Raw genomic sequence first — 22885 nt, forward strand, 5'->3', positions numbered from 1 at the left:
CACAGGAGACAGCAGTGCCGCAACTAACACAGGAGACAGAAGTGCCGCAACTAACACAGGAGACAGCAGTGCCGCAACTAACACAGGATACAGAAGTGCCGCTATAGTCGAAGGCAAGGAAAGTATAGCAATGTCAATGGGCGTTGAAGGTAAAGCAAAGGGTAAAATCGGTTGTTACCTGGTACTAGTAGAATGGGAACAAGATAGCAACTATGACTGGCATATTAAGAGTGTAAAAAGTGTCAAAGTTGATGGTAAGAAAATTAAGGAGAATACTTTCTACACGTTGCAAAACAATAAATTTGTTGAAAGTGAGGAAATATAGATGTTTAGAGGATTAAGACCAGATGAAATAGAAGTAAGAGTAGGATCTGTATCTGCTAAAGGAGCTTCACTTCTTTTATATAAGGATGCAAGATGTGATATGAACATCCTGGATGAAGTATATGGACCTGAAGGATGGCAAAGAAAGCATGAAGTTATAAATAACAATCTTTACTGTGGAATAGGTATCTGGAACAAAGATATTGAACAGTGGGTTTGGAAATGGGATTGTGGAACTGAAAGCTTTACAGAGAAAGAGAAAGGCGAAGCTTCAGATGCATTCAAGAGAGCTGCATTCAATATAGGCATAGGCAGAGAACTTTATACTGGTGGATTTATATTTGCTAATTGTCCTACGAAAGCAAAACAACCTAAAGGCTTTGAATTAGATAATCCTTATCAGTTTAGCGGTGCCAAAGTTACAGATATTCAGTATAAGGAAACTGAGAACAAAAGGGAAATAATTGGATTGGTAATTAAAGACAGCAAGGGAGTTCAATTATTCGCCAAGTATGGACAAGTAGGTGGCAAGCCTGCTACTAATGCACCTCAAGCAAGTAATCCGGTTATTCCAGAAGAACCTCCTATAGAAGATATAGAGGCTTTAAAAACAAAAGTAATCGATAGGATACAGCTTGCAGCTCTTGAAGCTGAAGTTAAGAGAACTGGTGTAAAGACAATTCAAATTTGCAAAGAATATAGAGTAACAGCTTTAAGAGAATTAAAACTTGAACAGTGGACTGAGTTAATGAAAAGACTACAAAATGTACCTAATAAAAAGATAGCAGACTTAGGTCTATAGGAGGACACAGATGATAAAAGTAAAAGTAATAGATGACAATGGACAGCCAAAAGGCAGAGCTTATACATATAAATCAGAAATCGAAGTTAATATCGGTGATTTGGTAGTAGCAGACATGGCAGGTAAAGACAAGATTCTAATAGTAACAGAAACAAATATTGCTGAAGAAAAGGTGGACTTCGAAATTAAAACTATAAAAGGTCTTGCAGATGATATTGAGACTGAAGAGCCGGCTACATTGGAATTCAAAGTTGAAAAAGAAGTTCTTCCGGTAATTAAAATCAATTTTGATGAAATGAAAATAGCACTTACAAACACATTAACAGAATACAACGGAATTGTTGTAACAGAGCAGAGTTTGTCTTCCTGTAAGTCAAAACAAAAGGATCTGGCAAGCTTAAGGGTGAAAATTGACAACTACAGAAAGGATAAGAAGAAAGACTTATCTAAACCAATAACAGCATTTGAAAATCAATGCAAAGAATTAATCGAATTAGTAGAAAAAGCTGAAGGACCAATTAAAACAGGCATAAAAGTATTTGATGACCAAAAGAGAGATTCTAAACGTACACAAGCTGAAGAACTTGCCAAAGAGGTTGCAGCTGAGTATAGCCTTAATGAAAAGTATGCAGTGAGACTAGAAATATTGGATAAGTATTGTAATTTAACAGCGAAGTCAAATGAAGTACGTGAAGATTTGATTTCAAAGGCTATGACATTAAAAGTGGAACAGGACAGAGAAGATGAATTGATTGACATTATAAAAGATACAATCGAATCTGAAAACGAAAAAATCAATCGCAAAATGAAGTTTGAAGATTTTAAAAGATATATAGACAGAGGAATGACAACTAAAGAGGTTATAGCAGAAATAAAGCTGTCTGCAAGCAGAATATACGAAGCAGAGAATCCACCGGAACCAGAACCAATAATAGAAGTTATTCCAGAACCTGTACAAGAACCGATATTCGAACAGATACCGGAACCAGTACAGCAAACTGTTTCAGAACCTATTAATCCTATAATACCTGTAGAAACAGAAGAACCTACTTACTACGCTGTTTACAGAGTTGTTGGAAAACTTGAACAGCTGAGAAGTGTATCAAAGTTCCTTAAGGACAATGAAATTGAATACACAGTAACAGATCAAGGCGAAATATGAAAAGTAGCATTGTAACAGACGATTTGGAACATTGCTTTATATGCCAGAGTACAAGAGATTTGCAAGAGCATCATTGCTTTTTTGGCACAGCAAATAGAAAGCAATCAGATAAATACAGAATGACAATTCCGTTGTGCATAGATTGCCATACAGGACCAAAGGGAGTACACAACAATCATCAATTGGATTTATACATAAAGAGATATGCACAGTTGCAATTTGAAAAGGAATACTCATTTGAAGAGTTCATGAAGATATTCGGCAAAAATTACAGGTAGGTGATTGAAACGGAACTTACTTTTACAAAAGGCAAGATAACTAGAGAATTTAATGGGGACTTTGAGGTAACACTCATCGTTCCCAAGCAAGAGCAAAGCAGTATAGAGACACTGAATGAGCTTTTAAGCAACGATAAAATCAAAGAGGCAAAGATATGCAATAAGAAAAAGAAACGCTCATTAGATGCGAACGCTTATGCATGGAAGCTTATAACTGAAATAGCGAACGTATTACGTTCCAGTAAAGAAGAAGTATATCTATCTATGTTAAAGCATTATGGTCAAAGCAGTGTTGTATCAGTTGTAGAACATGGAGCTGAATTATTCAAAAGGTCAGTTAAATATTGTGAAGACTTTGGAGAAGCGGATTTGAATGGAAAGCACTTTAAACATATAAAAGTATTCACAGGCTCAAGTGAGTATGACACAAGAGAAATGGCCATTCTGATAGATGGGATAGTGAGCGAATGTAAAAAATTAAAAATTTCAACAATTACACCTGCAGAGTTGGAAATGATGAAAGGGGCGTGGAAAGGTGGCGGACAATAAAAAATATTATTGGCTAAAGCTTCAAGATGACTTTTTTAAGCAAAAGGAAATCAAGAAACTTAGAAAAATAGCAGGTGGTGATACATACACAATAATTTATCTTAAATTACAACTTTTAAGTTTGAAAACAGATGGTATTTTAGTGTTTGAGGGCATAGAAAGTAATATCGTTGAAGAATTAGCCTTAGAATTAGATGAAGATATTGAAAATGTAAGGGTTACATGGCTATATTTAGAAAAATATGCAGTAGTCGAGCAGATAAATGACGAACAATTTTTACTGCCAAAAACAATAGAGCTGATAGGAAGTGAAACATCAGTAGCTGCAAGAGTTAGAAAGCATAGAGAGTGTCAAAAAATGTTACAATGTAACACCTCTGAAACAAATGGTAACACAGAGATAGAGATAGATAAAGAGATAGAGAAAGATATAAAGATATATGTTTCTGTGATTGATTATCTTAATCTCAAATGTAATACGAAATATAAAACATCCTCTAATAAAACAAAAACCTGTATTGATGCAAGAGTTAATGAAAATTTTACATTAGAGGATTTTAAAACAGTTATAGATAAAAAATCATTAGAATGGCTTAACACAGATATGGCTAAGTATTTAAGGCCAGAAACATTATTTGGTCCGAAGTTTGAAAGCTATCTTAATCAAATAGATACTAAGCCGGTACAAAAGAAACCTGCTAACAAATTTCACAACTTCACACAAAGTGATAATGTCGATTTGGAAGCAATGGCAGAGCAACGTAGAAATGAATTAAAAGAGAAGTTTAATAAGAGTTAAAAGCTTAAAAGCAATGGAAGAAGGGACAAATTGAAAGCAATAACAGTATATGAATGTGAATATTGTAAAAAACTTTTTAGAACACCACATAGGCATAGTTGCAAAATGAATCCTGCATTAAAAAATTGCTTTACTTGCAAGCATTTAATGGGCTGGAAAGATGGCGAATTGTATGATTGCAACCAATATGCACCATACCCAGATTGTGAATATTGCGAACAAAGCGACTGGGATTTAGAAACTATAAAAGACGTCAATTACAATATGCAATGCGAGCATTGGGAACAAGGGAAGTATGATTGGAAAGTATCAGATACTTTAGATGTATTCGTTGAATTTTGTAAGGATGGTGATTAATTGAAAGCAGTATTTGGAGGAGCAACTATAAAAGTATGGTTTAACACCTTGTCTACATCAAGAAACTTTAAGAACGTTGCAGAGATAGTGCAAGAGGGTAACGCGGTATTGATTAAGACAGGCAACGGAGACCAGCATCTATTGAACTTTGAAAATGTAAACATGATAGAAGAAATAGAGACTGGCATGGATCTAAAGATACAGGAGCTCAAAGAGAAGTTCAATAAAACTAACTAGGAGGTAACATGCAATACGAGGAATTTTTACAAAGCAAACAAAGAGTTAATAATCCAGTTGGATTTGATTGTATACCTAGTAATGAATACTTGTTTGATTTCCAAAGAGATATTACAAAATGGGCACTTAAAAAAGGTAAAGCAGCAATGTTTTTGGATACTGGATTAGGCAAAACGATAATTCAACTATCATGGTCTGATGAAATTTGCAAGCATACAAATGGAAAAGTCTTAATATTAGCACCCTTGGCAGTAAGCAAACAGACGGTTAGAGAAGGATTAAAGTTTGGAATAGAAGTAACGATTTGTCGAAGTCAACAAGATGTTAAAAAAGGCATAAATATCACAAATTACGAAATGCTAGAACACTTTAATCCCAATGAATTTGATGGAATAGTGCTTGATGAAAGTTCGATTATTAAATCATTTGCAGGAAAGACAACACAACAAATGCTTGATTTATTTAAATTTGTAGAATACAAACTTGCATGTACAGCAACACCTGCCCCAAATGATTATGAGGAACTAGGAAATCATGCAGAGTTTTTAGGTGTAATGACTAGGTCAGAAATGTTGGCAACATTCTTTGTACATGATAGCGGAGATACGGCAAAATGGAGATTAAAAGGGCATGCAGAAAGTGAGTTTTGGAAGTGGATAGCAAGTTGGGCTATGGTGGTTAAGAATCCTGAAGACTTGGGATACGACGGAAGTAAATACAAACTACCACAGCTGAGTATTCAAACTCATTATGTTGAAAGTCCAACGAATGAAGATATGTTTATTACTCTTCCAGCTCAAACATTGGAAGAAAGAAGAGAAGCACGAAAAGAAAGCCTAGGGGATAGAGTAAACAAAGCAGTTGAATTAGTTCATGGCATGGAGAACTGTTTGATATGGTGTGATTACAATGACGAAAGTACAGCATTATCAAAGTCAATACCAGGAGCAGTAGAAGTAAAGGGAGCAGACACACCAGAACATAAAGAAAATGCTTTAATTGGATTTGCAATAGGTGATGTTAAATACTTAGTTACAAAACCAAAGATAGCAGGATTTGGAATGAACTGGCAGAACTGCAATAACATTATATTCTGCGGATTATCCGATAGTTATGAGCGATTCTATCAAGCAATTAGACGTTGCTATAGGTTTGGACAAATAAAAGAAGTCAATGTACATGTGATAATTTCAGAAAAAGAAGAAAGCGTACTTGCAAACGTGAAAAGAAAAGAAGAACTTGCACAGCAAATGTCAAGCAACATGGTAGCTCTAACGTCTGAAATACTTAAAAATGAGATAAGGAACACAACTAGGAATGCAATAGAATATACACCACAGCATGAAATACAATTGCCTGCGTGGTTGATGGAGGTTAGTTAATGAAAGTAAACAATCAATATATAACAGAAAGAATGAGCTTGTATAATGGCGATTCATGTGAGGCAATGAAGGATATACCAAGTAGCAGTGTGCATTTCAGTATTTACAGTCCGCCGTTTGCAAGTTTGTACACTTATTCTAACAGCAATAGAGACTTAGGAAATTGCAGAAGCAATGATGAATTTTTCCAGCAGTTCAAATTTATTGCTAATGAATTATTTAGAATATTAAAACCAGGAAGGTTAATGTCAGTACATTGTATGGATATTCCGGCCATGAAAGAAAGAGATGGATATATAGGATTAAAAGACTTCCCTGGAGATTTAATAAGATTATTTCAGGAATGTGGATTTATATATCACTCAAGAACAATTATATGGAAAGATCCTTTAGTGGAAGCTACAAGGACAAAAGCACTCGGATTAATGCATAAACAGCTATGTAAAGATTCTTCAATGTGTAGAAACGGATTACCTGATTACTTAATAACGATGAGAAAACCAGGAGATAATGAGGAACCGATAAAACATCCAAATGGGCTTACAAGATTTATAGGAGAAGACGAGCCCGATGCACCAAAGCAAGAGCCAACTCTTAAAGATAGTCGTAAGCACAGAGATATTTCAATGGCAAAAGTTGATCCTGTGTATTCGCATCAAGTATGGCGTAGATATGCAAGCCCAGTATGGATGGATATAGACCAAGGTTATACGCTAAATAGAAGCGAAGCTAGGGAAGAAAAAGATGAACGGCATATATGTCCTTTGCAGCTTCAAGTAATAGAAAGAGCCATTGAACTGTGGACCAATCCAGGAGATATAGTTTTTACACCGTTTTTAGGTATAGGTAGTGAAGCATATCAGGCACTTAAAATGAAACGCAGAGCTGTAGGCATTGAATTAAAAGAAAGTTATTACAATCAAGCAGTAAAGAACTGTCAATCAGCAATTGAAGAAGAAAATCAAATAAGTTTATTTTAGGAGGAGTAATGGAAAAATTAAAGTATTACTGGCGTTGTATTAAATGGTTATACAAACACAGAAATTGGACAAACACAATGCAGAAATTCAGAGCAATGGCTAGGGAGGTTCAAGAAAATAGATGAAAATTAATGAATATCAAAAGTTGGCACTTAGAACAGCTAACACAAAAGCAATGGAAGATCCAATTGAAAAAATTACAAATGGAGCTATGGGATTAAACGGTGAAGCTGGAGAAGTTATAGATCACTTAAAGAAATACAAATATCAAGGACATGAACTTGACAGGGAACACTTAGCAAAAGAGTTAGGGGATATTTGCTGGTATGTAGCATTACTTGCAGACGGCATAGGGTGCGATTTAGAAACTATAATGCAAATGAACATAGACAAGCTCAAAGAAAGATATCCTGATGGATTTTCAGCTGAAAGAAGTTTACATAGAGAAAGTGAGGATTAAAAAATGATTAAATTATCAGAATTGCAAGATGATGTAAAGGTTATGGACAAAAGCGAAAGTGTTTATGATGTCAAAGATGTTAAAAATGATTTGCAGTACTTCAAAGATACAAACAAGAAATTTTATACCACAACGGAATATCATGCACATATTGATGCAAAAGATATGCTTGAAAGTGCGATTGACTATGAATATGAAAACAAAATGTATGAAGATTGGGACGAACACATTTTAAGTGATATTACCGATGAAGATGTGAAAAAGATACAAGCTGTATTAGATAATATTTTTAACAGGAATAAATCACAGAATATAGCTTATTATCAAGATGAAGAAATTGAGGTGGATTATGAATAGTTGTGTATTACTAGGCAGAATAGCCAGAGATCCTGAACTTAAATTTATACCAAGTACAGGAATGGCAGTAACAAAAATGACATTAGCAGTAGACAGAGAAATGAGCAAAGAGAAAAAGCAAGAAGCAGCAGCTCAAGGAAAACAAACTGCAGATTTTATAAACATAACTGTATTCGGTAAATCAGCTGAAAATTGTGCAAACTTCTTAGTCAAAGGAAGTCAATGTGCAATACATGGTAGAATTAACACTGGAAACTACACAACACAGTCAGGCGAGAAAAGATATACCACTGATGTAATAGCAGATAGAGTTGAGTTTATTGGACAAAAGAAAGAAACTGTTCCGCAAGATGCAGAAAGTTATTTTGATGAAGCGTTTGACGGCGAAGATGTGTTTCATTCAGTGGGCGATGAGGACATTCCATTTTAGTTGATATAAAAAGGGGAGCTGTCAATGATGGCTCCCAAGGAGGACAAATGAGAGAGTTAATAGTGGACAACTTCGCTGGAGGCGGTGGAGCAAGTACAGGAATAGAAATGGCAGTTGGTAGAAGCGTTGACATAGCAATAAATCATGATGAAATGGCAATTAAAATGCATCAAGTTAATCATCCGGGTACAAAACATTATATAGAAGATGTATGGGAAGTAGATCCTTTGGAAGCAACACAAGGTCAGCCTGTAGGATTAGCATGGTTTTCTCCTGACTGCAAGCATTTTAGTAAAGCAAAAGGCGGTAAGCCAGTTGATAAAAATGTAAGAGGGCTTGCATGGGTAGCTGTCAAATGGGTCAAAGCGGTTCATCCAAGAGTAATAATTCTTGAAAATGTAGAAGAGTTTAGAACTTGGGGACCGTTAATTAAAGATGAAAAAGGCAATTTATATCCTGATCCAAATAAAAAAGGACAGACATTTGAACTATTCATCAAGGCACTTGAAAAGCAAGGATATAAAGTATCATTTAGGGAATTAAGAGCTTGCGATTATGGAGCCCCAACAACAAGAAAAAGATTTATTATGATAGCAAGGTGTGACGGCAAGCAGATTGTATGGCCAGAACCAACGCATGGAGATCCTGAAGGAATAGAGGTCAGATGCGGATTATTGAAGCCATGGCGAACAGCTGCAGAATGTATTGACTGGAGCATTCCTTGTCCGAGCATATTTGATAGGAAAAAGCCGCTTGCAGAAAATACATTAAAACGTATTGCAAAAGGAATTCAGAAGTTTGTTATTGATAATCCAGAGCCTTTCATAATTCAGTATCATAGTTATGGAGAAGGATTTAGAGGGCAGGATTTGGACAAACCAATAATGACGCTTGATACATCTAACCGGTATGGATTAGTTGTACCATTCTTAACAAAGTATTTTGGCGGATATTATGAGGGGTGCGGCAATCGAATTGATGAACCTGTATCAACTTTAACTACAAAAGATAGATTAGGGCTTGTTACAAGCCATTTAATACAAATGAATAATAATTGTGACGGCAGAGACTTAAATAAACCAATGAATACGATAGTTGCAGGTCCAGGACATTTTGGAGAGGTCAGAACATTTCTTATGACATATTACGGAAATGAAAATGATTTAGGGCAACGATTAGATCAACCTTTAAGAACCATAACTGCAAAAGATAGATTCGGAATTGTAACTGTAAAAGGGATTGAATATCAAATTGCGGATATTGGAATGAGAATGCTAAAACCGCATGAATTATTCAAGGCACAAGGATTCCCTGATAATTATATAATTGACAGAGACAGCGAGGGAAATTCATACCCTACAACAGAACAAGTTGCAAAGTGTGGGAACAGTGTATGTCCACCATTAGCAAAAGCCATAGTAGAAGCAAATTATAAAGAAGAAGTCTATGAAAGCATTGCAGGTTAGGAGATGATTAATTGGAGCAAATGACCTTAGATGATTATTTTAAAATACTTGACCATGAACAGAAAAAACCAGAATTAAAGAAAGGGGATATTGTATATAAAATAATCCTTAATGTAATTGAAATGGGAGTTATAGATCATTTTTGGGAGTGCAATAAAGGATATGGATATTCAGCTAAAAGACCACAGGGCGGCTTCTTTACATTCTGGACTTCGAATATTGAGTATGATGTGTTTTCTGAAAAAGAAAAAGCATACAAAGAAGCTGAAAAACTCAAGAATTTATATAAGGTTATACGTGTAAAAGACATTAGAATTATTAATGAGAAAAACTTTATAAGACTAGTAAGTGATAGTAGGGGAAGGCTTGAAGCTACAGTTAAATTACTCGACAATAACATGGTTTATTCTAAAAAGTGGTATCAATATCCTTTTTTAGAAATCCTTAATAATGAAAAAGATGCTGAAAAAAAATTCGAGGAAAAATTATACGAACTTACACATGACATAAACGATACTGTATTGGATGAAACAGATATCAGTATTGAAATGAAAGATATGTACTTATCAAAAACGGGGTTATGGTCTGATTATCAATATACGACATTTAATTTACCTGTTTTAAAAGGAGGAGATGATTAATTGATTAAATTTACTGTAGATTTAAAAGTAAACGGTAATTATGGAATGAATAAAATATATAGCGGAAAACACTGGTCAAAACGAAATGCTGATGCGGAAGAAATACATGATTTAGTATATTACAGCATGATGCAGCAGAATGTACCTCCAGTAATTTTTAAAAAGCCTGTAGTAATACAAATGAACTATAACAGTAACCTTGACATAGATAATCACGGATATCTTACTAAAATGATTGTGGACGGATTAAAAGGCTATCTGATAAAGGACGATAAAAGAAAATACGTCAATGAAATCAGGCAGAAATTTCACGATGGGAAAGACGTAATAGTTGAGATTTGGGAGGCATAGATGTATAACGGTGAAAGAATTATAACAGAAGCATTACAAGCAAAGCATGATAATTTAGGAGATATCTTTGCTGCACAAGTTAAGTTAGGTTCAGCAGGAAGTAAAATAATGGACGCAGTCGCAATCAAGAAAACATGGTCACCAAAAACGGTTATAGGATACGAGATTAAAGTATCAAGACAAGACTTTCTAAGCGACCAAAAACATCCTGTATATATGCAAAACTGTAACATATTTTATTTTGTAACCTTGAAAGATATTGTAAAAGATGGAGAGTTGCCACAAGGAGCGGGACATATGATATATAGTCCTGATACAGGTAAACTTAGAACAATTAAAAAAGCTCCATACAGAAATATATCGGTTAATCCTGATGTTTTATTACATATCATGTTTTGGAAAGCAGAAAGATATTTCGGCTATAGGACAAGAGCGGAAATGCTGGCAGATTATAAAGCGAAAAAGGATTTAAAGAATATAGGTTGGGAAGTTGCTGATAAAATATCAAATTTAGAATATCAAATAAAAAGTTTTGATAATTCATATTATAAAAAGTTTTATGATGAAATTCATAGAGATTGGAAAGAGTTATACGGGACAAGTTGTGTAGATTTAAGGAGTTTGCCTACATCAAATGGATTATCCTTACAAGATTTAGATTGGTTAAAGCATAATGCGAACGTCATTATTAGTAACACAAAGACAATATTAAACAAACTCGAAGAGGTGAAATGATGAAATGTCCATTTTGCGATAATTATTTTACGATTGTAATTGACAGCAGAGAGGTTGAGGACGGAACGAAAACGAAGCGTAAAAGGAAATGCACTAAATGCGAAAAGAAATTTACAACTTATGAGGAAAAAGCAGTGGAGGTAAAAGATGAATATAAGCATGATATTAACAACTGATAAAGGGTTAAAAGCTTGTTTGCTACCTGAGACAATGTTGATTGAATTAGTAAAGGCTATAAAAGATAAAGGCACAGAACAAGTAGTTTTAAGTAGTGGAGAATATTATCAAGTAAACGGTATCTACATACCAGGCAAAGGAAATAAATCAGCAATTATGGTATTGCCTAATGTGGTGGAGGTGGAAAATGAAAATATCAGTAATTAAAGGAATATTAAGTGATATAAGCAATGCTCATCAAGATTGCGAAGTAGTTAAAATTTTGATTAGAGAAGATATAAGAGAAGCAACTATATATTTTGAAAATAAAGACGGCAAAGTGTTGGTAAATAAAGAAAACTACTAAAATGGAGGTAGAAAATGAATAAAATAGAACATTCAAATTTTAAATTGATAGAAGCTGAACTGTACGGCTACAACGACACTAAAAAAGAGCTTGAACTTATGGAAGAAGAAATACTAGAGGGAAGTGCATTTCAAGAGGTATGCGTTCAATCAGGGACAACAGGAGATACCACAGCAAATAAGGCCATTAAAATGATAAGCAGTAAGGCAATCCTAGAGTGTGAACGCAGAATTAAAGCCATTGAAAAGACATTGGTTATATTGCAGCAAGACGAAACAAAATTAAGAATGTTGCAAATGAAATATTTTGAACGCAAGTTTACTGATACTGGCATAATGAACGAATTACATATAGGCAATAACACATTTTACAGGTGGCGAAGGGAAATTGTTAAATTAGTTGGTAGTTATTTAGGATGGAGGGTGTAAAGGTAAAAAGATGGTAGTTTTGAGGGGCTAAAATATGTTATTATGATAGTGTCCAAGATTGACTACTTGAGTTATCATTTGTAAAAACCTCCTGAAAAAGGTATTCTAGATATAAGAGTGCCTTTTTTTACTATTGCCATTGAACAAAAATGACTTCAATGGTATAATTTAGTAAAAAAACAAAGGAGTATTATTATGTTTGAGGATTTAACAAATGTATTCAAAACAGTTTTAAATTTATCACATGAACTCATGATAGTAGAAAGTAGCGGAAAAAGAACAAGTGTTAAAGAGTTCTTTGGTGACCTTGATAATTTTAAAACTACAAAAGAGCATGATGCATTATATGAATATTTTAATTTTCTCGATTTTGAGACAATAAAAATATTACAAAGCATAATGTATCTGGGAAGAGATGAAGATTACGACAAAGATGATACACCACAAGTTATTTATGATAAAAATAGAAAATATTTTGATGAAGTTATAAGATGGAAAACTAAAGAAATTGAAATAAACCAAATGTTGGACAAGAGTCCAGTTTTATATAAATATTTAACAAATGGATTTAAAATATTAGGTATTGAAATTTAATAATATAAAAGCACTCTTTAAGGGTGCTTTTTTAGTGCCGAAAGAAGGTGAGTAGGATTAAATACAAGTGCTATACAAGATGGAACAAAGACCATCTCATATGTCTATGTAAGGTAGGTAATCCTGCTTGCGACAGATATAAGACATGTGAGATAGAAGAGTTCGAACATGAGCAGTTTGATGACATTAAGGGGTGCATGAAGCACAGAAAGTATAAAAAAGAGCATGGAGTGGTAAAGCAAATATAACAATATAATGAACGAGGTGGTGGTGTGGGAAGAGGACATAACGAGAATACAGATAAAGCATATGAGTTATATAAAACTGGTATGAAGTTAGTTGAGGTAGCTAGTCAACTAAATATACCTCCTGGGACAGTGCGAAGATGGAAAAGTATATATAAATGGGATGGTGAACGTTCGGATAAAAATAACGAGCGTTCGGAAAAGAAATGCACTAAGGAAAAAGCTATTGCTAAAGAGGTCATGCAGTTATTAGAGAATAGTGAACTAAATGATAAGCAAAGGCTATTTTGTTTATACTATGCTAAATGCTTTAATGCAACGAAAGCATATAAGAAAGCTTATGGATGTGACGATTATTCAGCAATGGTAAACGGTTCTAGACTGCTAAGTAAAGATAAGATTAAAGAACAAATTCAGAATCTCAAACAAGAAAAGTTAAATCAAGCATTTCTGAAGCCTGAGGATATATTTCAAAAGTATATGGATATTGCTTTTTCTGATATAACAGATTTTTTAGAATTTGGAAGAGAAGAAGTTCCTGTTATGGGTCCATTCGGACCTATAGAATTAAAGGATGAAGAAACAGGAGCAAAGGTTTCATTAACTAAAATTGTGAATACTGTTAAATTCAAAGAATCATCTGAGGTTGATGGAACTATTATTAGCGAAGTCAAGCAAGGCAAAGATGGTGCATCAATTAAGCTACAAGACAGAATGAAAGCTTTGCAGTGGCTTACAGACCATATGAACATGGCTACAGAAAAACAAAGAGCAGAAATAGCAATCTTAAAATCTAAAGCTAATTTAGATGATAGTCATCCAACAGAAGATGATGGATTTATTGAAGCTCTTTCCGGAAAGGTTGATGACATATGGCAGGAAGAATAATAAAAGCCATATTTAAATTCAAACCGTTTTCTAACAAACAACTTAAAGTATTAACCTGGTGGCTTCCAAATTCACCAGTTCATGATAAAGACGGTATTATTGCAGATGGTGCTATAAGAAGTGGTAAGACTTTATCAATGTCATTATCGTTTGTTATGTGGGCAATGGAGATATTCACACAACAAAACTTTGGTATGTGTGGAAAAACGATAGGTTCATTTAGACGTAATGTTTTATTTTGGATGAAGCTTATGCTCCGGTCAAGAGGATATGGAGTTGTAGATCATAGAGCAGATAATTTAGTAATAGTTAGCAAAGGTGATGTTACTAACTATTTTTATATATTTGGTGGTAAAGACGAACGGTCACAAGACTTGATACAAGGTATCACTCTTGCAGGCTGTTTTTTTGATGAAGTTGCTCTAATGCCTGAATCATTTGTTAACCAGGCAACGGGAAGATGTTCAGTAGATGGTTCTAAGTTTTGGTTTAACTGTAACCCAGATGGACCATTTCATTGGTTTAAAGTTAATTGGATAGATAAGTTAGATGTTAAGAACCTCCTATATTTACACTTCACTATGGAAGATAATTTAAGCCTATCAGATAAGATTAAAGCAAGATATAGGTCAATGTATAGTGGCGTATTCTATGACCGTTATATTAGGGGTTTATGGGTTGTGGCAGAGGGTGTTATTTATGACATGTTCAATGCTGCAAAGCATGTGTTAAATGAATTAAAGGATTTAATAACAACTACTTATTATGTCAGCTGTGACTATGGTACTCAAAACGCTACTGTTTTTCTTTTATGGTGTAAAGATGCAAAAGGAAAATGGATCTGTATAAAAGAATATTATTATTCAGGACGTGATGAATCAGAGCAAAAAACCGATGGTGAGTATGCTGATGATTTAAAAATATTCCTTGGGGACATTAAACCAAAGTCAATAGTAATAGATCCAAGTGCAGCATCTTTTATTGCAGAGCTTAGAAAACGAGGATACCACATAAAAAAAGCTAAAAATGATGTAGTAGATGGTATTAGATATGTAGCATCATTACTCAATAAAGAGAAGATTGCTTTTTCTGTGGAATGTATAAACACGATATTAGAGTTTAATTCATATATATGGGATTCAAAAGCTTCAGAGCGTGGTGAGGATAAGCCAATTAAGCAACATGACCATGCAATGGATGCTGTAAGGTACTTTTGTTATACAATATTGAACTACAATAAATGGCTTGTATAAAGCGAGGTGAGGAAATGCTAAAAGACGTATTATCAGAAAATAGAGAAGTAGCCGCTAAAGCAATTCAGAATGCTATTAAAGCAGACAGGTATTCAGAAAAGAAGAAGAAAGCCTGGGAAGGCATTAATTATTATAAAGGGCAACATGAAATACTTGATTATAGATTGTTTTATTTTGATTCTAATGGATTATTGAAAGAAGATAAATTTAAATCAAATATTAAAATACAACATCAATATCATACTGAACTTGTGGATCAGAAAGTGCAGTACTTATTATCAAATCCTTTAGAAGTCAAAACAGAGGATGAACAGCTGCAGGAGAGACTAGAAGAGTACATTAATGAGGACTTTCAAGAGACCCTTCAAAATGCAGTTGAGGGTGCCAGCAATAAAGGATTTGAGTATGTGTATACTTATAAAAATGCTGATGATATAACATCATTTCAAGTGGCAGATAGTTTAGGAGTTATAACCATTAATGATGATGTTGATACTTCTAAGACACTTGGAATATTACGTTATTATGAAACTACAGTAACAAATAAGGAAGACAGAGAAGTAAAGATTACAAAAGCTGAGGTGTGGACAGATAAAGACACAACCTACTACACTGAAACAATTGATAAAACTACATTTAAATTTGACGATACTGTAAAACCTAATCCAAAACCTCATATAGTTCTGGAAGATGATAAAGCCTTTTATGATGGTGGTGGTTTAGGATATATTCCGTTCTTCAAGCTACAGAATAACAAGTATGAGCAAACTGATCTTGAACCAATAAAAGCTATAATTGACGACTACGATTTAATGGCTTGCAGTTTAAGTAATAATCTTCAGGACTTTCAAGAAGCAATTTACGTTGTTAAAGGTTATCCAGGAGACGACTTAACCCAACTGACAACTAATCTAAAAACTAAGAAAACTATAAGTGTTGATGCTGAAGGTGGACTTGATGTTAAAACTATTGATATTCCTACTGAAGCAAGAACGGTAAAGTTAAATTTAGACAAAGAAGCTATTTATAAATTTGGTATGGGCTTTGACAGTTCGCAAGTTGGAGATGGCAATATCACTAACATTGTTATCAAGTCAAGATATGCTCTATTGGATCTTAAGTGTAATAAAGCTGAAATGAGACTTCGAAAATTAGTTAGACAGCTTCTTAAAATCATAGTTGATGATATCAATGTTAGATTTGGCACTAAATATAGCTACAAGGATATCAAAATTAATATCGTTAGAGAAACAATGGTTAATGAAGACAGCGTTGTTGCTAATAAAAAGACAGAGGCTGAGGCGGTTAACCAAAGAATAGCAGCCATATTGACAGCTGCTAACACTATTAGTCAAGATAGTAAATTGAAACTTATATGTGAGGTATTAGAGCTTGATTATGAGGAAGAAAAGAAACTGCTAGAAGTTGAGGGACCTTATAACATAGATGATGTGTTGCCTGATGAAGGCGGTGGTATAGTTGAATAAATTCTGGAAGGAAATAGAGAGACTGTCTAATAAAAGTGAGGATCAAATAAACAAAGAACTCGCCAAAACATATAAATGGGCTCTAGAAGATTTAAGACTTCGAATAGGTGCATTCATGGCTGAACATCAAGAACTTAGATATGTCGATATGCTGCAGCTGAATAAACTTGAATCATTGTATAAACAAGTTGATGCTGCAAGCAAGAAAGTAATTGATGCACTTAAAGATAATACATATAAAGCAGATTTAAGAGAGCTGGAGCTTGGTTATTTTGGAGAGTTCTACACAATAGAATCTCAGCTTAATAATTTAAACATGGATTCTAATCTTTCATTTGGGCTGATGAGTGAAGAGTACATAAAACAGGTAATTGAATATCCTGTCAACGGTATACCACTCTCTAAGCGTTTATATGGCGAAACTCTTCCATCAATGCAAAGGCAGATTAAGGCAACTATAACAGAGGGCTTAATTCAAGGTTATAGTTATAAAGAGATATCCAGAAATCTAAGTGATACTATGGATAACAGCTATAAAAAATCAAAAGTCATAGTGAGAACTGAATCTGGAAGAGTAAGAAGCATGGCCAGACAAGAATCAGTTGATAAGGCAAAGGAATTAGGTGTTGACCTTAAAAAGGAATGGATATCTACTCTTGATAGGAAGACCAGGCATTCACATGCAAGCATGGACGGTCAAGTTGTTGAAACACAAGAAGAGTTTACATCTTCAAGAGGAAATAAAGCCATGCAACCAAGAATGTTTGGTGTAGCAGCTGAAGATATTAACTGCAGGTGTGGATGTACTTCTGTAGTAAATGGCATTAGTGCTAAAAGTAGAAGAGATAAGATTGATAAGACAGTTGACAATAATGGCACCTATGAGAAATGGCTTAAAAAGAAACATCCAAAAGAATATGAAAGATTTAAGGAGGTGGCTAATGAAATACATCCTGAGGACAATAAATAAATTACTATGTAGGCACAGTAAGAAATATCTTAGGAGGTGATCTTGCTATCTCCCTGTAAAGGCATTGGGTTAAATGTCTTTTTTTATTGCCCTGAACATGGCATAAGGTTCAACCGGTCTTTCTAAAGGCTAAGACCATAAAGAAAGCGAAAACTCAGAACTGGGACTGACCAGTATAAAAAAGTATGGAGGATATTATGGATTGGATTAAGAAAATATTAGAAAAACATAAGAAAGAAGACGGAAAAGTTGACATGGAAGCTGCAATAGCTGAAATTAATACAGAATTTCCTAAAAATGCAGTACCAAAGGATAAGTTCAATGATGTTAGTGGTCAATTAAAGACAGCTAATACAACTATAGAGGACTTGAAGAAAAACAATTCAAGCAATGAGGAACTGCAGAAGAAAATCAAAGAACATGAAGACACTATTGCAAATTTGCAAACAGAGGCTACAAAGAAAGAAAAAGAAACAATAGTAAAGTCAGCTCTGGAGAAAGCAGGAGCAACAGACCCTGATTATATCATCTTCAAGAATGGCGGTATTGATAAATATGAACTTCAAAAGGATGGAACAATTAAGGACTTGGATAGTTTGATTAAATTGTCAAAAGAAAATAATCCAACATTCTTCGCAGCTGAAGATCCTAATAAAAAGAAGGATGATAAAAACATTATCGTAAATAAGTTACCTGGTGGGAATCCTCCAGCTGGTGACGAAGTAACAGATTTAAGAGGTGCTTTACAAAACTATTATAAAACTAATTAATGAAAGGATGATATTATGATTACATTAGAACAAGCAAAAGTAGGTATGGCGGATAAAGTCGTAGAGATGGTTATAGATGAGTTCAGAAGAAGTTCTTTACTTCTTGATAGAATGACATTTGATGATTCTGTTTCTCCAGGAACAGGAGGTTCAACCCTTACTTATGGTTATACAAGATTAAAAACTCCAGCACAAGCAGGATTTAGAGCACTTAATGAGGAATACACTCCTCAAGTTTCAGATAGAGAAGAAAAATCTGTTAACTTAAAGATATTTGGTTGCTCATTCCAAGTAGACAGAGTTGTTGCTGAAACATCTGGTGCAATTGATGAAGTTCAATTCCAATTGAATGAAAAAGTCAAAGCGGCTTCTAACTTATTCCATTATACTGTTATTAACGGTGATTCAGCGGTTAACGCTAAAGCATTTGATGGTTTAGATAAAGCCTTAGTAGGTAGCTCAACTGAAATTGGAGCAGATGCATATATAGATTTATCCGATTCAGCAGCTGTTGACACTAACTATAAGAAAATGTTAGATGAATTAGACAATTTTTTAGCTGAATTAGATGGAAAGCCTTCATTCTTGTTAGGAAATAGCAAATTGATGACTAAAATCAAAGCAGTTGCAAGAAGAGCTGGCTACTTAACATCTAATGAAGATTCATTTGGTAAAAAAGTTGATGGCTATGATGGTATTCCATTATTAGATGTAGGTTCTTTCGTAAATGTTGGTGGCGTGGCTGTACCGGTTACTGCTATAGTTGATACAAGAAAACCTAATGGAATAGACACAATAACAGGTTTAACTGACCTTTATGCTGTAAGATTAGGCCTTGATGGTTTCCACGGTGCAACTGTTACAGGAAATAAAGTCATTAGTACTTTCTTACCTGATTTCAAAACTCCAGGAGCTGTTAAATCGGGTGAAGTTGAAATGGTCGCAGCAGTTGCTTTAAAGAGCACAAGATCTGCAGGTGTTTTGAGAAACATCAAAGTTAAATAATGGAGGCTATGTATGGCTAAAATATATGCGCCTAACAAAGAATACACCGGTGTTATTGCCGGTGTAGTTTTTAATAAAGGCATAGGTGAAACTCAGGACAAAAGGTTAAAAAACTGGTTTGAAGAAAAAGGCTATAAGGTTGTAGAGGAAGAAAAAAAAGGGAAAAAAGAGAAACCAGATAAAACAGTTGATGAAATGACTGTTGAAGAGCTAAAAGCTTATGCTGAATCTAAGGAAATTGATTTAGGTGAATCTAAGTTAAGAGAAGAAATATTAGAAGTAATCAAGGGTAGCAAATAAGCTGCCCTTTTTAAAATGGGCGGTGATAATGTGATTGTTACACTTGAAAAAGCAAAACAGCTTTTAGGAATAACTGATGCTTCTAAGGATGATTATCTGACAAACAAATTGCAGTCATTAGAGATAATGATAAGAAACCTTACAAATAATAAATTTCTTGATACCAGGATAAGGGTTAAGGGTAATTTTTTATTTGAAGATACAAAAATAATGGGTGTTCCTTTTGGCTTAGAAGGTTTCAGAAAAAATAACACTATTGAAATTGTTGATAGCTTGTTGAATGATGGACTTTATTCCGTTGTAGCTGTGGATTCTAATAGCATTACAGTTGACAAGACATTGGAAGCTGAACAGAGTTTGCAGACTTTAATTACTAAAGTTGCCTATCCATATGACATAGTGGACGGAGTTATTAAACTCATTCAATATGATCTTAAAATGGGTAGCAAAATAGGAATTAAGCAAGAAGCAATATCAAGACATTCAGTGACTTATTATGATGTCAATGCAACTGAAAGTGTGGAAGGTTATCCAGCTGCTCTTATGAAGTTCTTAAATAAGTATAAGAAATTGAGGTGGTAGTATGTTTGAAGATGCTCCACTATTAGATTTATTAAAAATAACTAAAGTACCTAATGGTATAGGTGGATTCACTGAAGAGGATGTCAAAATAAATACTGTATTAAAAGGATGGATAGATTTGTTATCAGGTGAAGGTCAACAACTCACACATAATGCAGATATACAGGATTCAACTCATGTATTGATTACTGATTATAGAACAGACATTAAAAAGGGTATGAAAATAAGTGATAGTACAAATAAGTACTTGATTACCTTGGTTGATGACCCAGTAAGTATGCATCATCATTTAGAAATATATTTAAGATTTGAAGGTGCAGCTAATGTTTAAGGATAATAGTGATAATTGCATAAAAGCCATAAGAGATGCACAAGAAGCAGCATTAAGAGCTATAGGTGAATTAATGTATTCAGCTGTATTTCCACTTATACCTACAGATACTACAGAATTACAAAACTCCCTTGATTACAAGATAGATTTAAGTGAAATGAGCATAACAATAGGGGTTAATACTGAATATGCTATTTATGTTGAATTTGGTACTGGTGTTTTTGCTGAGAATGACGAAGGTCGTCAAGGTGGATGGGCTTATACTGATAAAGAGACAGGAGAAAAGATATTCACTATGGGAAATAAACCACAGCCTTATTTAAGACCTGCATATCGTGATAATGTTGAAAATATAAAACAGATCATTGAAGAAAACCTTAGAAAACATGTTGGAGATAACTTTAAGGTAAGTATTAAGAAAGGGTGATGCAGATGTGGTTAACAATAATATTCAGTGAATTGATTAAATTTTGTATTGAAGCATTTCATGGATTTAATCCTAAAACGATTGATGAGTTAGTGTATCCGTATCTAACATTTAACTTTCATATAATACCCGGAGAGCCGGGGCAATTTGGCAGTTATCTTGACATTGAAGTATTTGATAACAAAGGCTCTAATCAATTGCCATTAGAATTATTAACACAAAATATTTCAGACCATTTTGAAAGAGGGTATTTCACAAATAAAGACTACACGATTCAAAGTGAATTTATAAGCAGTAAGCCTATTCCAACAGGAAGTACTGTTGTAAGTAGGCGATTAATACAATTAAAATTAAAAATAGATAGGAGGATTTAAAATGCCAGATATTAAAGGTACAGGATATACAGCAAGTACACCTGATTATTATTTGTTACACTCTGCTAGCGTTTGGTTGAATGTAACATATGATGAAGCATTAGGCAAATTTCAAGCTGAAAGATGCTTAGGTGCTACGGTTGGTGGTGTTAAATTAATTGTCGAGAATACAATTAGACAAATTGAAGTAGACGGAGTGTTCGCTCCAGCAGTAGGACAAGATGTTTTAGATGGTACAACCGCAAGAATGGAAGCTACAGTAAAAGAGCTTACAGCTGATTTATTAACTCTTTCAATTAATGGTACAAAGAGAGCTGCACTTTCCACAGAAGCTCCGACTGGGTACCAGGTAGTAGAACCTAAAAATAAAATAGAGCTAACAGATTATATATCAAATATTGCAGTAGTAGGTAAATTAAGTGGCAGTGACCAGCCTATGATTGCTATATTGTACAACACCATTTCTACAGGTGGCTTGAATATGGAAACTAAAGATAAAGGTGAAGCAGGAGTTCCAATAGTATTAAATGCTAGAGTACCTGCAGACGATGTTGAGAATGTTGGTGGAGCTTATAAATTGTTCTTCCCACCTAAAGCATTAGGGGTTACTGGAGTAACTTTAGACAAATCAACTCTTAATTTAGCAGTTGCAGGAATTAGTAAATTAACTGCAATAGTAGCTCCAGCTACAGCAACAAACAAGAATGTGACCTGGGCAACAAGTAATCCGGCTGTTGCTACAGTAGATAATGGTTATGTAACAGGTGTAGGTGCAGGAACAGCAAATATTACAGTGACAACTGTAGACGGTTTATTTAATGCAGTTTGTGAAGTAACAGTGGCTTAGAGAGCTTTTAAATAAGCTCTCTTTTTTAATACAAATCAGGAGGAAACATAAATGGAAATGAGAAAATTATCATCAATGGATTTATTTCCGTTGTTAAATATAATGGCGAAAATAGGCATAAAGGATTTAATACAAGAAGTATTTAAGAAACGTGCTGAATATGTAAAAAAAGACAAGGAAGGAAAAGCTAAAGCTGATAATGCTGAAGCTGATAATGCTGAAGCTGATAATGCTGAAGCTGATAATGCCATGGTTGGTGCTGAAGTTTTGGCGCAGATAACAGAGCTTGTATTTTTAAATATAGGCAGGGCACAGAACGAGATCAACACGCTTTTAGCTAAGTTATGCAATGTTGCTAAGGCTGATATAGAAAAGCTTAGTATGAGTGAATATGTAGGTTTGGTGACGGATTTTTTGGCTCAGGAAGAGTTCAAGGCTTCTTTGAATGTTATAATGTCATCCTTCAAATAGGTGAACACAGACTTAGAGATGAACTCTTCAAACGTTATGGAAATGTTAATGAACTGTTAAGCACATTTAACAGTTTTTTT

At 34.2% G+C, this 22885-nt stretch carries 35 protein-coding genes and 1 pseudogene; all 36 read left to right on the forward strand.

Annotation, left to right across the window (positions count from 1 at the left end):
* A pseudogene (locus tag SA378_RS11410) lies at window positions 1–325 on the forward strand (hypothetical protein); the annotation flags it as partial.
* Window positions 326–1126, forward strand: coding sequence for a hypothetical protein (locus tag SA378_RS11415; RefSeq protein WP_318526105.1), 801 nt, complete (start codon window positions 326–328; stop codon window positions 1124–1126). It begins immediately after the preceding pseudogene.
* A 10-nt stretch (window positions 1127–1136) separates the two neighbouring features.
* Complete coding sequence (locus SA378_RS11420) at window positions 1137–2288, forward strand: DUF1351 domain-containing protein (RefSeq protein ID WP_318526106.1); 1152 nt, start codon at window positions 1137–1139, stop codon at window positions 2286–2288.
* Window positions 2285–2566: a hypothetical protein gene (locus tag SA378_RS11425; protein WP_318526107.1), complete on the forward strand. Its 282-nt coding sequence runs from the start codon at window positions 2285–2287 to the stop codon at window positions 2564–2566. Before SA378_RS11420 ends, SA378_RS11425 begins: the two co-directional genes overlap by 4 nt.
* Window positions 2567–3115 (forward strand): hypothetical protein, encoded by a 549-nt coding sequence (locus SA378_RS11430; protein WP_318526108.1) that lies wholly within the window; start codon window positions 2567–2569, stop codon window positions 3113–3115. It abuts the gene before it with no gap.
* Entirely contained in the window at window positions 3102–3914 is an 813-nt protein-coding gene (locus SA378_RS11435; protein ID WP_318526109.1) for a conserved phage C-terminal domain-containing protein, read from the forward strand. The genes SA378_RS11430 and SA378_RS11435 overlap by 14 nt, the downstream gene beginning before the upstream one ends.
* Before the next feature lie 30 nt (window positions 3915–3944).
* Window positions 3945–4271, forward strand: a complete 327-nt coding sequence (locus tag SA378_RS11440; RefSeq protein WP_318526110.1) for a hypothetical protein — start codon at window positions 3945–3947, stop codon at window positions 4269–4271.
* Complete coding sequence (locus SA378_RS11445) at window positions 4272–4508, forward strand: hypothetical protein (RefSeq protein ID WP_318526111.1); 237 nt, start codon at window positions 4272–4274, stop codon at window positions 4506–4508. It begins immediately after the preceding gene.
* An 8-nt stretch (window positions 4509–4516) separates the two neighbouring features.
* Window positions 4517–5890 (forward strand): helicase-related protein, encoded by a 1374-nt coding sequence (locus SA378_RS11450; RefSeq protein WP_318526112.1) that lies wholly within the window; start codon window positions 4517–4519, stop codon window positions 5888–5890.
* Window positions 5890–6870, forward strand: a complete 981-nt coding sequence (locus tag SA378_RS11455) for a site-specific DNA-methyltransferase (protein ID WP_318526113.1) — start codon at window positions 5890–5892, stop codon at window positions 6868–6870. The genes SA378_RS11450 and SA378_RS11455 overlap by 1 nt, the downstream gene beginning before the upstream one ends.
* A gap of 121 nt (window positions 6871–6991) precedes the next feature.
* The gene (locus SA378_RS11460) at window positions 6992–7330 is read left to right on the forward strand and encodes a nucleoside triphosphate pyrophosphohydrolase family protein (RefSeq protein ID WP_318526114.1); all 339 of its coding nucleotides are present in this window, start codon (window positions 6992–6994) and stop codon (window positions 7328–7330) included.
* A gap of 3 nt (window positions 7331–7333) precedes the next feature.
* A complete protein-coding gene (locus SA378_RS11465) occupies window positions 7334–7687 on the forward strand; it encodes a GTP-binding protein (protein WP_318526115.1) in 354 nt (117 codons plus the stop codon).
* A complete protein-coding gene (locus SA378_RS11470; RefSeq protein WP_318526116.1) occupies window positions 7680–8117 on the forward strand; it encodes a single-stranded DNA-binding protein in 438 nt (145 codons plus the stop codon). The genes SA378_RS11465 and SA378_RS11470 overlap by 8 nt, the downstream gene beginning before the upstream one ends.
* A 47-nt stretch (window positions 8118–8164) precedes the next feature.
* The gene (locus SA378_RS11475; RefSeq protein WP_318526117.1) at window positions 8165–9583 is read left to right on the forward strand and encodes a DNA cytosine methyltransferase; all 1419 of its coding nucleotides are present in this window, start codon (window positions 8165–8167) and stop codon (window positions 9581–9583) included.
* An 11-nt stretch (window positions 9584–9594) separates the two neighbouring features.
* Entirely contained in the window at window positions 9595–10224 is a 630-nt protein-coding gene (locus SA378_RS11480) for a hypothetical protein (protein WP_318526118.1), read from the forward strand.
* Window positions 10225–10575: a hypothetical protein gene (locus tag SA378_RS11485; RefSeq protein WP_318526119.1), complete on the forward strand. Its 351-nt coding sequence runs from the start codon at window positions 10225–10227 to the stop codon at window positions 10573–10575.
* Window positions 10576–11310, forward strand: a complete 735-nt coding sequence (locus tag SA378_RS11490; RefSeq protein ID WP_318526120.1) for an MmcB family DNA repair protein — start codon at window positions 10576–10578, stop codon at window positions 11308–11310. It abuts the gene before it with no gap.
* Complete coding sequence (locus SA378_RS11495; RefSeq protein WP_318526121.1) at window positions 11307–11486, forward strand: hypothetical protein; 180 nt, start codon at window positions 11307–11309, stop codon at window positions 11484–11486. The genes SA378_RS11490 and SA378_RS11495 overlap by 4 nt, the downstream gene beginning before the upstream one ends.
* Window positions 11458–11694: a hypothetical protein gene (locus SA378_RS11500; protein ID WP_318526122.1), complete on the forward strand. Its 237-nt coding sequence runs from the start codon at window positions 11458–11460 to the stop codon at window positions 11692–11694. Before SA378_RS11495 ends, SA378_RS11500 begins: the two co-directional genes overlap by 29 nt.
* Window positions 11675–11833, forward strand: coding sequence for a hypothetical protein (locus tag SA378_RS11505; protein ID WP_318526123.1), 159 nt, complete (start codon window positions 11675–11677; stop codon window positions 11831–11833). The genes SA378_RS11500 and SA378_RS11505 overlap by 20 nt, the downstream gene beginning before the upstream one ends.
* Window positions 11834–11847: 14 nt before the next feature.
* A complete protein-coding gene (locus SA378_RS11510; RefSeq protein WP_318526124.1) occupies window positions 11848–12261 on the forward strand; it encodes a hypothetical protein in 414 nt (137 codons plus the stop codon).
* A 195-nt stretch (window positions 12262–12456) separates the two neighbouring features.
* Complete coding sequence (locus SA378_RS11515; RefSeq protein ID WP_318526125.1) at window positions 12457–12855, forward strand: hypothetical protein; 399 nt, start codon at window positions 12457–12459, stop codon at window positions 12853–12855.
* Between the two features lie 47 nt (window positions 12856–12902).
* Complete coding sequence (locus SA378_RS11520; protein WP_318526126.1) at window positions 12903–13103, forward strand: hypothetical protein; 201 nt, start codon at window positions 12903–12905, stop codon at window positions 13101–13103.
* 24 nt (window positions 13104–13127) lie between these two features.
* A complete protein-coding gene (locus tag SA378_RS11525) occupies window positions 13128–13988 on the forward strand; it encodes a terminase small subunit (RefSeq protein WP_318526127.1) in 861 nt (286 codons plus the stop codon).
* Window positions 13973–15241 carry a PBSX family phage terminase large subunit gene (locus SA378_RS11530; RefSeq protein WP_318526128.1) on the forward strand — a complete coding sequence of 423 codons (1269 nt, stop codon included), beginning with the start codon at window positions 13973–13975 and terminating at the stop codon, window positions 15239–15241. The genes SA378_RS11525 and SA378_RS11530 overlap by 16 nt, the downstream gene beginning before the upstream one ends.
* 14 nt (window positions 15242–15255) lie before the next feature.
* A complete protein-coding gene (locus tag SA378_RS11535) occupies window positions 15256–16728 on the forward strand; it encodes a phage portal protein (protein ID WP_318526129.1) in 1473 nt (490 codons plus the stop codon).
* Window positions 16721–17698 carry a phage minor head protein gene (locus tag SA378_RS11540; protein ID WP_318526130.1) on the forward strand — a complete coding sequence of 326 codons (978 nt, stop codon included), beginning with the start codon at window positions 16721–16723 and terminating at the stop codon, window positions 17696–17698. Before SA378_RS11535 ends, SA378_RS11540 begins: the two co-directional genes overlap by 8 nt.
* A 197-nt stretch (window positions 17699–17895) precedes the next feature.
* Window positions 17896–18468 carry a phage scaffolding protein gene (locus SA378_RS11545; protein ID WP_318526131.1) on the forward strand — a complete coding sequence of 191 codons (573 nt, stop codon included), beginning with the start codon at window positions 17896–17898 and terminating at the stop codon, window positions 18466–18468.
* Window positions 18469–18483: 15 nt separating this feature from the next.
* Window positions 18484–19473 (forward strand): major capsid protein, encoded by a 990-nt coding sequence (locus tag SA378_RS11550; protein WP_318526132.1) that lies wholly within the window; start codon window positions 18484–18486, stop codon window positions 19471–19473.
* Window positions 19474–19485: 12 nt separating this feature from the next.
* Window positions 19486–19773 carry a hypothetical protein gene (locus tag SA378_RS11555; protein WP_318526133.1) on the forward strand — a complete coding sequence of 96 codons (288 nt, stop codon included), beginning with the start codon at window positions 19486–19488 and terminating at the stop codon, window positions 19771–19773.
* Window positions 19774–19803: 30 nt separating this feature from the next.
* The gene (locus SA378_RS11560; RefSeq protein ID WP_318526134.1) at window positions 19804–20355 is read left to right on the forward strand and encodes a phage head-tail connector protein; all 552 of its coding nucleotides are present in this window, start codon (window positions 19804–19806) and stop codon (window positions 20353–20355) included.
* 1 nt (window position 20356) lies between these two features.
* Complete coding sequence (locus SA378_RS11565; protein WP_318526135.1) at window positions 20357–20686, forward strand: head-tail adaptor protein; 330 nt, start codon at window positions 20357–20359, stop codon at window positions 20684–20686.
* Window positions 20679–21113, forward strand: a complete 435-nt coding sequence (locus tag SA378_RS11570; protein ID WP_318526136.1) for an HK97-gp10 family putative phage morphogenesis protein — start codon at window positions 20679–20681, stop codon at window positions 21111–21113. The genes SA378_RS11565 and SA378_RS11570 overlap by 8 nt, the downstream gene beginning before the upstream one ends.
* Window positions 21114–21118: 5 nt before the next feature.
* Window positions 21119–21487, forward strand: a complete 369-nt coding sequence (locus SA378_RS11575) for a hypothetical protein (RefSeq protein ID WP_318526137.1) — start codon at window positions 21119–21121, stop codon at window positions 21485–21487.
* Window position 21488: 1 nt separating this feature from the next.
* Window positions 21489–22334, forward strand: a complete 846-nt coding sequence (locus SA378_RS11580; protein WP_318526138.1) for an Ig-like domain-containing protein — start codon at window positions 21489–21491, stop codon at window positions 22332–22334.
* A 51-nt stretch (window positions 22335–22385) separates the two neighbouring features.
* A complete protein-coding gene (locus tag SA378_RS11585) occupies window positions 22386–22805 on the forward strand; it encodes a hypothetical protein (protein ID WP_318526139.1) in 420 nt (139 codons plus the stop codon).
* Window positions 22806–22885 lie beyond the last annotated feature (80 nt).

Origin of the sequence: Sedimentibacter sp. (genome assembly GCF_033447055.1) — a bacterium.
Classification (GTDB): Bacteria; Bacillota; Clostridia; order Tissierellales; family Sedimentibacteraceae; genus Sedimentibacter.

What these genes read in the sequence shown, in the direction of transcription:
- SA378_RS11475 (WP_318526117.1), top strand. Translation starts at nt 8,165, where the DNA reads ATGAGAGAGTTAATAGTGGACAACTTCGCTGGAGGCGGTGGAGCAAGT.
- SA378_RS11505 (WP_318526123.1), top strand. Translation starts at nt 11,675, where the DNA reads ATGAAAATATCAGTAATTAAAGGAATATTAAGTGATATAAGCAATGCT.
- SA378_RS11455 (WP_318526113.1), top strand. Translation starts at nt 5,890, where the DNA reads ATGAAAGTAAACAATCAATATATAACAGAAAGAATGAGCTTGTATAAT.
- SA378_RS11450 (WP_318526112.1), top strand. Translation starts at nt 4,517, where the DNA reads ATGCAATACGAGGAATTTTTACAAAGCAAACAAAGAGTTAATAATCCA.
- SA378_RS11415 (WP_318526105.1), top strand. Translation starts at nt 326, where the DNA reads ATGTTTAGAGGATTAAGACCAGATGAAATAGAAGTAAGAGTAGGATCT.
- SA378_RS11460 (WP_318526114.1), top strand. Translation starts at nt 6,992, where the DNA reads ATGAAAATTAATGAATATCAAAAGTTGGCACTTAGAACAGCTAACACA.
- SA378_RS11425 (WP_318526107.1), top strand. Translation starts at nt 2,285, where the DNA reads ATGAAAAGTAGCATTGTAACAGACGATTTGGAACATTGCTTTATATGC.
- SA378_RS11515 (WP_318526125.1), top strand. Translation starts at nt 12,457, where the DNA reads ATGTTTGAGGATTTAACAAATGTATTCAAAACAGTTTTAAATTTATCA.
- SA378_RS11580 (WP_318526138.1), top strand. Translation starts at nt 21,489, where the DNA reads ATGCCAGATATTAAAGGTACAGGATATACAGCAAGTACACCTGATTAT.
- SA378_RS11585 (WP_318526139.1), top strand. Translation starts at nt 22,386, where the DNA reads ATGGAAATGAGAAAATTATCATCAATGGATTTATTTCCGTTGTTAAAT.
- SA378_RS11570 (WP_318526136.1), top strand. Translation starts at nt 20,679, where the DNA reads ATGTTTAAGGATAATAGTGATAATTGCATAAAAGCCATAAGAGATGCA.
- SA378_RS11490 (WP_318526120.1), top strand. Translation starts at nt 10,576, where the DNA reads ATGTATAACGGTGAAAGAATTATAACAGAAGCATTACAAGCAAAGCAT.
- SA378_RS11510 (WP_318526124.1), top strand. Translation starts at nt 11,848, where the DNA reads ATGAATAAAATAGAACATTCAAATTTTAAATTGATAGAAGCTGAACTG.
- SA378_RS11535 (WP_318526129.1), top strand. Translation starts at nt 15,256, where the DNA reads ATGCTAAAAGACGTATTATCAGAAAATAGAGAAGTAGCCGCTAAAGCA.
- SA378_RS11500 (WP_318526122.1), top strand. Translation starts at nt 11,458, where the DNA reads ATGAATATAAGCATGATATTAACAACTGATAAAGGGTTAAAAGCTTGT.
- SA378_RS11495 (WP_318526121.1), top strand. Translation starts at nt 11,307, where the DNA reads ATGATGAAATGTCCATTTTGCGATAATTATTTTACGATTGTAATTGAC.
- SA378_RS11555 (WP_318526133.1), top strand. Translation starts at nt 19,486, where the DNA reads ATGGCTAAAATATATGCGCCTAACAAAGAATACACCGGTGTTATTGCC.
- SA378_RS11530 (WP_318526128.1), top strand. Translation starts at nt 13,973, where the DNA reads ATGGCAGGAAGAATAATAAAAGCCATATTTAAATTCAAACCGTTTTCT.
- SA378_RS11465 (WP_318526115.1), top strand. Translation starts at nt 7,334, where the DNA reads ATGATTAAATTATCAGAATTGCAAGATGATGTAAAGGTTATGGACAAA.
- SA378_RS11420 (WP_318526106.1), top strand. Translation starts at nt 1,137, where the DNA reads ATGATAAAAGTAAAAGTAATAGATGACAATGGACAGCCAAAAGGCAGA.
- SA378_RS11575 (WP_318526137.1), top strand. Translation starts at nt 21,119, where the DNA reads ATGTGGTTAACAATAATATTCAGTGAATTGATTAAATTTTGTATTGAA.
- SA378_RS11470 (WP_318526116.1), top strand. Translation starts at nt 7,680, where the DNA reads ATGAATAGTTGTGTATTACTAGGCAGAATAGCCAGAGATCCTGAACTT.
- SA378_RS11550 (WP_318526132.1), top strand. Translation starts at nt 18,484, where the DNA reads ATGATTACATTAGAACAAGCAAAAGTAGGTATGGCGGATAAAGTCGTA.
- SA378_RS11565 (WP_318526135.1), top strand. Translation starts at nt 20,357, where the DNA reads ATGTTTGAAGATGCTCCACTATTAGATTTATTAAAAATAACTAAAGTA.
- SA378_RS11545 (WP_318526131.1), top strand. Translation starts at nt 17,896, where the DNA reads ATGGATTGGATTAAGAAAATATTAGAAAAACATAAGAAAGAAGACGGA.